At 47.1% G+C, this 11,224-nt stretch carries 9 protein-coding genes; 3 read left to right on the forward strand and 6 right to left on the reverse strand.

All coding sequences use genetic code 11. The features are described 5' to 3' along the window. Together VIM87_RS22805 and VIM87_RS22810 are read left to right on the forward strand one after the other, a co-directional pair. Positions 1–2,451: SusC/RagA family TonB-linked outer membrane protein (locus VIM87_RS22805; protein WP_331999237.1), on the forward strand; the 2,451-nt coding region annotated here is incomplete at its 5' end. Between the two features lie 19 nt (positions 2,452–2,470). Further along, positions 2,471–3,883: a RagB/SusD family nutrient uptake outer membrane protein gene (locus VIM87_RS22810; RefSeq protein WP_331999238.1), complete on the forward strand. Its 1,413-nt coding sequence runs from the start codon at positions 2,471–2,473 to the stop codon at positions 3,881–3,883. Between the two features lie 88 nt (positions 3,884–3,971). Here the strand turns inward: VIM87_RS22810 and VIM87_RS22815 are convergent, their stop codons facing one another. Both VIM87_RS22815 and gatB read right to left on the reverse strand, forming a co-directional pair. Next, positions 3,972–5,129: a TlpA disulfide reductase family protein gene (locus VIM87_RS22815; protein WP_331999239.1), complete on the reverse strand. Its 1,158-nt coding sequence runs from the start codon at positions 5,127–5,129 to the stop codon at positions 3,972–3,974. Between the two features lie 249 nt (positions 5,130–5,378). Continuing rightward, complete coding sequence (gatB, locus tag VIM87_RS22820) at positions 5,379–6,833, reverse strand: Asp-tRNA(Asn)/Glu-tRNA(Gln) amidotransferase subunit GatB (protein ID WP_331999240.1); 1,455 nt, start codon at positions 6,831–6,833, stop codon at positions 5,379–5,381. 106 nt (positions 6,834–6,939) lie between these two features. Here gatB and VIM87_RS22825 point away from each other — a divergent pair, with 106 nt between their 5' ends. Next, positions 6,940–8,310, forward strand: coding sequence for an aldehyde dehydrogenase (locus VIM87_RS22825; protein WP_331999241.1), 1,371 nt, complete (start codon positions 6,940–6,942; stop codon positions 8,308–8,310). Positions 8,311–8,437: 127 nt separating this feature from the next. On the opposite strand, the gene VIM87_RS22830 is transcribed toward VIM87_RS22825, so the two are convergent. The 4 genes from VIM87_RS22830 to VIM87_RS22840 all read right to left on the reverse strand — a co-directional run. Next, positions 8,438–9,460: a PDZ domain-containing protein gene (locus VIM87_RS22830; protein WP_331999242.1), complete on the reverse strand. Its 1,023-nt coding sequence runs from the start codon at positions 9,458–9,460 to the stop codon at positions 8,438–8,440. A 113-nt stretch (positions 9,461–9,573) separates the two neighbouring features. After that, entirely contained in the window at positions 9,574–9,873 is a 300-nt protein-coding gene (locus VIM87_RS31435; RefSeq protein WP_414649662.1) for a type II toxin-antitoxin system RelE/ParE family toxin, read from the reverse strand. After that, a complete protein-coding gene (locus VIM87_RS22835) occupies positions 9,870–10,121 on the reverse strand; it encodes an addiction module protein (RefSeq protein ID WP_331999243.1) in 252 nt (83 codons plus the stop codon). Before VIM87_RS22835 ends, VIM87_RS31435 begins: the two co-directional genes overlap by 4 nt. Before the next feature lie 156 nt (positions 10,122–10,277). Next, positions 10,278–11,224: DHHA1 domain-containing protein (locus VIM87_RS22840; RefSeq protein ID WP_331999244.1), on the reverse strand; the 947-nt coding region annotated here is incomplete at its 5' end.

The raw sequence follows: 11,224 nt of genomic DNA on the forward strand, positions 1-11,224 counted from the left end.
GGCGTAATACTGATCACTACCAAAAAAGGTAAAGCCGGTACTACCCGCATTTCCTTTGATTCAAAAGTAAGCTGGAGCCGGGCTTCCAGGCTGCCTGATCTGCTGAATGCAGACCAGTTCACCACCATCAATAATGAAAAGATAGCGAATGCTGCCAACAGGTTTGGTACAGGTGTGGTAATTGCAAAAGACAGTGATATTGATGGCGATGGAAAACCAGACCGTACCAACTGGCTGGATGAATTATACCGTACTGGTTTTACGCATGATAATTCACTGGCTATTTCCGGTGGTGCAGAGAAAGTATCCTATTATGGCTCTGTACGTTATATAGATCAGCAGGGGATCAACTTTGGTAACGAGCTGAAAACAGGCCAGGCGCGTTTGAACCTGGATATAACACCTAAAAAATGGCTGAAAGCAGGCATCAGCATTGCTTATACCAAATCATTGAACAAAGGTATTTTAACAGACCGCTACCTGGCAGGTGCTACCGTTTCCGGTCTCAACGCATTCCCCAACGTTTCAATACATAATCCAAAAAATATTACCGGTTTTAACTTAAGCGCAAACGGCTTAATGGGCTTTGGTAATAATATTAATTCTGTAAATGGTACCAACCTGATACAGAATAATATTTATAATGCTATTGCAGCTGCTACCTTACAGAGAAATGATAATACTCCGCAGGACCTTTATGGTAATGCATATGTAGAGGTACAGCCTATTCCGGGTTTGAAGGTAACTTCAAAGTTCGGTGTTGATTATTTAAGCAATTTTGAAGATCAGTATAGCAGCCCTTACATCGGTGGTTTAGGCTTATCCTTTAATGGTCTGGTACAGGATTATTACAGAACCCGTAACCAATGGGTTTGGCAGAACTTCCTGACCTATGATCATACCTTTGCTGAGAAGCACCGTGTATCCTTCACCGGTGGTACGGAATACCAGTATACCAGAGAACAACAGATCTATACAGGTGCTTCCGACTTTGCAGATCCTTTCTTTAAGAATATTATTGATGGTACCTACTCTGGTAATGATGCAGGTGGTACCCTGCAGCTTTTATCCGGAGGTGATCTGTTCTCCAATGGCCTGGAATCATATTTCGGCCGCGTAGGGTATACTTATAACGATCGCTATTCCCTGGAAGTAGCATTCCGTACAGATGCCTTTTCTGCATTTGGTGAAAGCTCCCGCTGGGGTAAGTTCCCCTCCGTATCTGCAGGCTGGGTTATCAGCCAGGAATCTTTCATGAAAAATGTACCTGTTATTAGTTATTTGAAACTGCGTGGTAGCTATGGCCAGGTGGGTAACTCCCGCGGTATTAGCTCTTATGCTGCCCGTACCCTGTATGGTGGTGGCTTATATGCCGCACAAAATGGTTTCTCCACCTCCCAGGCTGGTAATGCTAACCTGAAATGGGAAACTTCCAAGAAAACAGATATTGGTGTTGATGTAAACCTGTTCAATAACAGGATCAGCATTGTTGCAGACTACTTCAAGAACAACATTACCGGTTTATTACTGAAAGCCCCTGTATTGTATACTGTAGGTATTCCGGACGCATCTGTTACTACCAACATTGGTTCCATGTATAACACCGGTTTTGAGTTTACAGCAAATGCTACGGTATTAACGCTGAAAGACTTTACCTGGACCAGTTCTGTAAACTTTACCTGGGTTAAAAATAAAGTTACCGGACTGGTAACGTCTTCTGATATTACGGATGCTAACTTTACTGCCGGTGTTGCCAGTGTTGGCAGACCATTGGGCGAGTATAAGCTGATCCGTTGGGCCGGTGTAGATGCGAACAATGGTAACTCCATGTTCTATACTGCCGATGGCGGTATTAAATCTTACGATCCCGTTACTAAAAGATGGACACTGGATGGTAAGGATACCACTGCCATCAGCAGCCGTGACGCCGTTTATACGGGTAAATCCGGTATGCCTAAATTCTATGGTGGTTGGGATAATACCTTTACCTATAAGAACTTTGACCTGAACATCTCCCTGGTGTACACCGGTGGTTTCTACGTGTACAACTCTACGAAATCTGCTATGCTCACCAACTACTTCCAGAATAACTATGCAGATATTATGGACCGTTGGACTACTCCCGGACAGAAAACAGATATTCCTAAACTGTACATGAATGATAACGTTGGTAACCAAACCTCTACCCGTTTCCTGGAGAAAGGCGATTTCCTGCGTGCACGTACCATTGGCCTGGGTTACACCTTCAGACAACCGGTATTTTCCAGGATAGGTATTTCCAACCTGCGCTTATATGGCCAGGTGTATAATGCATTTGTGATCACTGGTTACAGCGGGCCTGATCCGGAAGTGAACTACAACCGGAATAATACAAACATTGCCACAGCAGTGGACAACCGCGCTGTTCCGCAACCAAGAACATACACACTGGGTTTAAATGTTGGTTTCTAATTTGTTTTAAACAGCACACATGAAAAAGATGAAATTTTTGATAAATATGGGCATGATCGGATGCATGCTCACCTTAGGTTCCTGTGAGAAACAAGTTTTCGAGGAACCTTTTGCGAACCTTTCTCCGGCCGATGCTTTTAGCTCTCCTGAAAGAATAGCAAAAGCTGCTACCGGTATGTATGATCAGCTGCAGAACGCTGAATTTTTCGGCGGCCGCATTCTGATCTATGCAGATATCAGGGGTATTGATGCAGGGGTACCATCCTATTTTGGCCCTATGTCACAGTTTACAGGCTTACTGTCGGATAATAATACTGTGAGTATTTCATGGAGAGATGCTTACCGTACCATTTACGAAGTCAATAACTTCATGAAAGGGCTGGAAGCTAATCCCGGTAAGGTTTCTGCAGAACAAACAGCACAGTATATAGGTGAAGCTAAGTTCATTCGCTCTCTGTGTTATTTTTACCTGGTGAACATGTGGGCACAGCCTTACAAATTCACTGCCGGTGCTACCCATCCTGGTGTGCCTTTGATCCTGACCGTTGCTGATGATCCTTTTGCTTCCAGCAACCAGGTACCCCGTAATACGGTTGCAGAAGTATATAATCAAATGGAAGCCGACCTGCTGGATGCAGAAGCTAAGCTGGCCTACCCTGCAGGACAGGTAAGGGAGTTTGCCGACGTTGCACGCGCTACCAAAGGCGCTGCACAAGGTTTGCTGATGCGTTTGTACCTGTATAAAGGCGATTATCAGAAAGCGCTGGATTATTCCAATAAGCTGATCACTTCCGGAAAATATGCGTTGAATACAGATGGCCCTACGACAGCTTTCCGTACATATACTACCAATGAAAGCATTTTCTCCGTTGCGCATAATGGTGCGGATAATCCGAATACCAATAATGCTTTGGGTCAGCACTATGCTCCGGATAAGAGAGGTGATATTCCCATCAGCCCTGACTATGTTGCTTTAATGGGCGCTACCGATAAACGCAGAACAGAGCTGGTAAGAACTTATGCGCCTACTCCCGGAACTGTATGGACCACTAAATATACCAGCATTTCTGACTGGGTACCGGTACTGCGTTACAGCGAAGTGCTGCTGACCAAAGCAGAAGCGCTGGCTAACCTGAGCACTGCTGTAGATGCAAATGCTATAGCCCTGATCAATGAAGTACGTACAAGGTCAACTGCTACACCTGTAGCGCCCCTGACCAAACAGGCTTTAATTGATGCTGTGTTACTGGAAAGAAGGATTGAGCTGGCATTTGAAGGCCAGGGAGAGCTGGATTTCTTACGCACTGGCAGAGGCATACCTGCACACTCTACTGTGAATGCACAGCCTTACGGATCTGACTTAGTTGTATTGCCGATACCTAAATATGATACGGATCAGAATCCGAATCTTCAACAGAACCATGGTTATTAATAGCGATTAACCAGGGAAAACAGGAAAGGCTACCAATTATTGGTAGCCTTTCCGTTTTAATGAAGATGTTATCAGCGTTGAATGATTATTACTTCACCACTTCCTGCAGCTTCTGCTCCAGCGCATCGCCCCTTAAATTAGCAGCGATCACCTTTCCCTGAGGATCCAGCAAAAAGTTCGTAGGAATAGCATTAATACCAAACAAAGGCACTACTGCAGAATCCCAGAACTTCAGGTCACTTACATGGTTCCAGGCCAGGCCATCAGATTGAATGGCTTTGAGCCACGCATCTTTCTTCTGATCCAGGGAAACGCCTAATACGGTAAAGTTCTTATTCTTGTATTGCTGGTAAGCTTTTACAACGTTGGGGTTTTCCATGCGGCAGGGTTTACACCAGCTGGCCCAGAAATCAACCAGCACATATTTACCACGGAAAGATTTCAGGCTTACTACTTTACCGGAAGGATCGGGTAAGGAAAAATCCGGGGCAGTATCGCCTACTTTTACCGCGGTCATGTTCTCTTCTTCTTCGCCACCGCCGCTGGCATTAGCGCCCTGCTGCTCCATTTCCGTCATGCGGGCGGCCAGGCTTTGTACCAGGGTATTTTCCGGGAAACGTTTTTCTATGCTGCCTACGATCTGTTTTTCCTGGATCAGGATGTTCGGGTTATTGATCATGCTCAGGGCAAAAACAGCATTCGCGGGGTACGGTGTTTTTTCAGCATAGCTCAGGAAAGACTGCTGCAGGTCCTGCTCTTTTTGCTGTAAGGCTTTTACTTTTTCCTGCAGAACGCTGTCCGGGATCTTAGCCGTTTGCAGGCTGTCTATCACGCGCATTTCGCCGGTGAGGGCCTGGCCTTTTTCATTGGCATCTGCCAGCAATTGCTGCAGCGCTTCAGAGGCTTCAGAACCTTCTATTTTAATCTTATCCAGGTTATCGTAATCGCCTTCTATTTTCATATCGCCGGCATCCAGCGCCAGGATGATGTATTTACTGTTACCAAAACGGATCCGGTACAGGCCCTGCTCCGGCACGGTGCCTTTCAGGGTGAATTTGCCGCTGGCATCCTTCAGGGAGGTGGTATCTGCTACCTTTACTTCCTTCAGGGTCAGCTCCTCCAGGAATACGGGACCCAGGGGGGCATTGGTTAAATGAACGGCTATGTTAAAAGTTCCTTTCTCCGCCTGCTGCCCGCAACTTGCCAGCAACACGCCCAGGGCCAGCCAATAAGTTATTTTTTTCATGAAAAGTATTTTACGCTCTATATGCAATGTGCATTCCATCATTATCCCATCCGGCAAAAAAAGGAGGACTGATGAACAATTGATCACCCAAAAGTAAGAAACAATGCTGGAAATTAGTCTATGGTGTACGGCCCACGGTCCATAGCCTTGTTCATAATGGCTTGTGCTGCATAGAAAAGCAGGAGGGAAAAACTAAATTAATATATTGTTAAAGGCTGTGAACCAGGTACTATTGCCCCTGGCCCCAAACTACTTTAATTTCTCGGCCAGCAGCTGGTTGGTCAGCTTGGGGTCTGCCTTACCCTGCGACAGCTTCATTACCTCACCTACAAACAGTCCTATCAGGCCTTTTTTACCGGCCTTATATTCTGCTACTTTGCCGGGGTATTTTGCCAGCACTTCATCAATAATTGGGGAGATATTGTCCACATTGGTATCCTGCAGCAGGTTAAGCGCCGTAGCTATTTCAAGCGGTGTTTTGCCGGGCTGCTGTATCATTTCCGGGAATATCCGGGAGGAGGCTATGGAAAAGCTCACCTTACCGGCTTCCACCAGCTGTATTAATGCTGCCAGTGCGGCGGCCGTTAAAGGAAACTGCTCCAATCCGCAGGAGTGCTCATTAAGGTACTGTTTCACAGGCCCTAACAGCCAGTTGGCGGCTGCTTTATGTTGCGGAGCTACGGTTATTACCTGCTCAAAATAATCGGCGGTAGCTTTATCGTCACACAGCACGCGGGCATCGTATTCCGGCAGCCCGTATTGCCGGGTGTATTTCTGTACTAATTCATCCGGCAGGGCAGGTAAAGCGCGCTGAATGCTTTCCAGGTAATCTGCTGTAATGCGGAAGGGGGCCAGGTCTGGTTCCGGGAAATAGCGGTAATCATTGGCTTCTTCCTTGGAGCGCAGCGAAAAAGAGCTGCCGTTGGAGGCATCAAAACTGCGGGTTTCCTGTACAATGGCGCCGCCGGTTTCAACAATCTCTATCTGCCGTTTGATCTCGTTTTCAATGGCTCTTTTCACATTGCGGATGGAGTTCATGTTCTTTACCTCCACCTTAGTGCCCAGGGTAGTTGCGCCTTTCAGGCGTATGGAGATATTGGCATCGCAGCGCATGCTGCCTTCTTCCATATTCCCGTCGCATACCTCCAGGTAACGCACCAGCCTTCTCAGGTTGGTGAGGTAGGCATAAGCCTCATCTGCGTTGAACAGGTCCGGTTCCGTTACGATCTCTACCAGCGGCACGCCGGCACGGTTGTAATCTACCAGGGTGTTGGCAGGGTCCTGGTCGTGCAGGGATTTACCGGCATCTTCCTCCAGGTGTATGCGGTTCAGCTGTATATTACGCTCGCCGGTGGCAGTGGTAATGGCTACATAGCCACCATTACAAATGGGAGCGGTATGTTGGGATACCTGGTAACCTTTGGGAAGGTCCGGGTAAAAGTAGTTCTTACGGGCAAAGTAGTTTTCCTGCGCTATTTCGCAATGGCAGGCCAGTCCAAGCCTTACGGCATATTCCACCGCTTTGTGGTTCATGCGGGGCAGGGTGCCTGGGTGCCCCAGTGTAATGGGGCTGATATGGGTATTGGGAGCGCCGCCAAACGCTGCACTGTCATTACAGAATAGCTTACTTTCTGTTAATAACTGGGCATGCACTTCCAGCCCTATCACGGCCTCATACTTGTTATAATCGATCGTTGCGCTCATAATTATCAATGTGCAAATTCTGCAAATGGGCAGGGGCGAAGATATATTTTTATTCGCACATCTTCCATACGGCGCGCGCTGCACTCATTTTTAGTAAATTGTAAGCATGACTATAGGTGAAATATATGACGCCCAACAGGCCTTTTTTGAATCGGGGCAAACCTTACCGCTATCCTTCCGTAAAACCCAGTTAAAAAAGCTAAAGCAGGGCATCAAAAAATATGAAAAAGCTATCCTGGATGCGTTGTATGCCGATATGCGCAAACACCCTATGGAAGCTTATGGCAGTGAAGTAGGATTTGCCTATACCGAGATAGATCATATCCTTTCCTCCCTGCGTGAGTGGATGCGCCCACAGGAGGTTTCCAGCCCATTGGAGCATTATCCCAGCCATAGTAAAGTGATCCGTTCACCCCTGGGGCTAACGCTGATCATTGCGCCCTGGAACTACCCGTTTAACTTACTTATGGGGCCACTGGCAGGCGCTATTGCTGGGGGCAACTGCGCCATACTAAAGCCCTCCGAGCTGGCGCCGCACACGGCTGCCGTAATGGAGCAGCTGATCAGGGATACTTTTGACCCGGCCTATATTACGCTGCTGCAGGGCGATGGCAGCCAGGTGATCCCTGAGCTGATGACCCACCGTTTTGATCATGTGTTTTTTACCGGCAGCATACCGGTGGGTAAAAAGATCCTGGAAATGGCAGCGCCCCATTTAACGCCCGTTACACTGGAGCTGGGCGGAAAATCGCCCTGCCTGGTAGATGATAAAGTGAATATAAAGGTGGCTGCGCGCCGCATTATATGGGGTAAGTACTGGAATGCCGGGCAAACCTGCGTGGCACCGGATTACGTGCTGCTGCACAGCCGTGTAAAAGAGGTCTTTATTGCTGCTATGCAGCAGGCTATTGTGGATTTTTATGGAGAGGATCCTGCTGCCAGCCCGGATTACAGCCGTATCATTAATGCTAAACGGTTTGATGTATTGCAGGCCTATTTAAAGCAGGGCCGTATTATTCATGGGGGCAATACCAACCGCGATGACCTGTACATAGCCCCTACTTTACTGGCAGATGTACCCTGGGATGCTTCGCTGATGCAGGAAGAGATCTTTGGGCCTATACTGCCTGTTATTACGTTTGATGAGCTGCCGCAGGCTGTGCAAATGATCCGCCGGCATCCGTATCCTTTATCGTTATACGTATTCACAAAACGGGCGTCTACCCGTAAGCTGTTTGAAGAGCAGGTACGTTTTGGCGGTGGCTGTATCAATAACACGCTGGTGCACCTTACTAACCCGGAGCTGCCTTTTGGCGGCATAGGACCCAGTGGCAGCGGGCGTTACCACGGCCGTTACAGCTTTGAAGCCTTTACGCATCCTAAAGGTATTATGCGCTCCGCCACCTGGCTGGATGTGCCAATAAAATACCCGCCCTTTAAAAAGAAGCTGAAGTATGTAAAGATGCTGATAAAGTAAAGTGCCCGTTCACCATTGGCGAACGGGCATCTTTACACACTTAAAACCATATCAAAAACTAAATCTTATAGATAGATGGATGAATGCTGAAATCAATAATAGATCGCTCCCGCATTTTCATCTTCACTTACAGGTCTGCTTTATTTAATTTTTTAGGAACGCTGATAGAAAGGGTTTCCGTTTTATTGTTACGTTTAACCTTTGCTGTTATAGTCCCCTTTTCTTTATTTTCCTGGTAAGTATTTACTACATCTTTGGCAGAGGTAATGGCCTCGCCGGCTATTTCCGTAATAATATCATCCTGTTTAAAACCTGCTTTGGCAGCGGCCGAACCTTCACTTACATTCAGTACGCGGGCGCCATCGCCATTCTCCGTATCCTGTACTGACAAGCCTAAGCGGGTACTGTTGCTGTTATCATCATTGAACCAGTTAAAGTCGTTGCCAAATGGTTGACGGCCGCGAGGCTGGAAACGGAAATAATTATCATTACCGCCACCGGAGTTAGGTGGTGCAAAGTTGAAGATGTTGGCGCCTTTGCGCTCATCCAGCGTAACGCTAACCTTGTTTTCCTTTTTATTACGCAGGTAGGTAACGGTTACTTTATCGCCGGGATCATGTGCGCCTATTTTTTCAAACAGGTCCTGCGGTTCCAGGATCTTATCGGCGTCTACTGCAGTAATAATATCCCCCTGTTGTATGCCCGCTTTAGCGGCCGGGCTGCCTTTAGATACTTCCCGTACCGTTACACCGGCGGCTTCTTTCTTTTCCGTGATCACGCCCAGCAATGCTTTACCACCGCGGATCTCCATGTCGTTGTCGTTATCCTCATCGTTATTAAAGAACTGCAGGCCGCGGTGCTGACCACCAAAGGGGAAAGCATTGCCGTCTACCGGAGTAATTTTCCGTTTGTATACGGAAATATCACCGTCGTAATCATCCAGCTTTTTACCATCTACCCATACTTCTCCATCTTTGATCTCAACCGTTACTTTTCCGTCCTGGTTGTTCTTGCGTTTGATGATGATCTCATCATATTCGCCCAGCTTATCGTTCTTTTTGCCGGGAGCGGTATCCTGCGCCTGTACGGTAAGCGCTGTTGTGAGTGTGTAGCAGGCTGCGAGGGTCAGTGTTTGGAGTAACTTGCCCATGTTCAATTAATATTTTTATAAGACAAATTTAAAGGGTGTGGATAGAAAGGAAAAGTTAAAAGATGGGGAGGAGGAGTGAAGGGAATGTTAAAAAAGACATAAGGCTGGCCGCGCTATCTTTTGTATTTGAATTTAGGGTTTTGGTAGGTATTGAAAACATGTAGTACATGAACAGTTTTCTGTTTCTTAAGTACTTCGTAAATAATTAAATAGGGAAATTTTTCGATAGGGATTTCCCGGTATTTGCCTCTTTTGTTGGGATAAAACTCGGGATGTAATGAAAGCTGGAGAATGGACTTTTCAACAAATTCTAAAAACCGTATGCCTAAACCCGGCAACCGGTCCTCATACCAGTTAAACGAGCTATCTATTTCTTTCTCCGCATGGGAAGAAAGAACAATCACATAACTCATTTTTTACCAGCCTTTGCCCTATTGCCTAAAATACGTTTTTTAGCATCTTCCCAGGTAGTGCCTTTATCCTTGCCGCTTTTCAATGCTGTGGAACGTTTATCCAGCTCACTGATCACAGCGCTATCCTCATGCCAGTTTGTAATTTCATTCACCTCATCTTCCACCATAGTAAAAATGGCTTTTACCTTTTTATCATCGGCCACCCGGATGTATTCATATAATTTTTGCCTGATCGCTGCCGTATTCATAATATTCACTTTGTACGAAAATAAGAAATATCTGTCCAGTAAACATGCAGGCACTAAAAACAAAACCCGCATAAAACTTTCGTCTTACACGGGCCTGCAATATTTGTAAAAGCTATATTTCACTAGCCTTCAGCTGCTTTCTTACCGCATTCATTCCTACCCCAACAATCCCTTCACTTTCTCCACTACCTCCTGCAGCTTCCCTACTTCCTGGCCGCCGGCTGTAGCAAAGGACTTTTGCCCGCCGCCACCACCTTTGATCAGTGGAGCTACCTGCTCCTTAATGATCTTAGTAGCATCCCAGCCTTTGGCAGCTACCAGGTTATCGGCTATCAGCAGGGCTACACTGGCTTTGCCGCCAATATTAGCTGCCAGCACTATTACGTGGTTATCAATGCTTTTAAGCGCGGTGCCTAATTGCTTAAGGCCTTCGGCATTGCCCAGGCTTACTACCTGGCCAATGAAGTTAACCCCGTTAACAGGGCTTACCTGCCGTTTCAGCTCCGTAGCGAGGGCATTCACCTTTTCCAGCTCCAGCTGGGCCAGCTGTTTTTCCAGCCCGGCTTTGTCCTGCACCAGTGTTTCAACTGCTTTAAGAGTATCTTTAGGCCCTTTCAGCGCGCCTTTAATATCTTTCAGCTGCTGCAGCTGCTCATTTACAAAAGCCAGGGCTTTAGCGCCGGTTACAGCTTCTATACGGCGTACGCCGGCAGCTACCGCACTTTCTGCTAAAAATTTGAACAGGCCCAGCTCCCCGGTAGCGCCTACATGGGTGCCGCCGCAAAGCTCAACAGAGTAAGCGGGGTCCATGATCACTACGCGCACCACATCCCCGTACTTTTCGCCAAACAGGGCCATAGCACCGGATTGCATAGCTTCTTCCTTACCCATTTCCTTAATGATAACAGGAATGTTCTGGCGGATCTTTTCATTTACAATATCCTCTATGCGGGCCAGCTCTTCATCCGTTACCTTGGCAAAGTGAGAGAAGTCAAAACGCAGGTAATCCGCATTCACCAGCGATCCCTTTTGGGCCACATGTGTACCCAGTACCTGGCGCAATGCTGCATGCAGCAGGTGTGTAGCGGAGTGATGGCGGGCGG

This window comes from Chitinophaga sp. (assembly GCF_036569125.1).
GTDB lineage: Bacteria > Bacteroidota > Bacteroidia > Chitinophagales > Chitinophagaceae > Chitinophaga.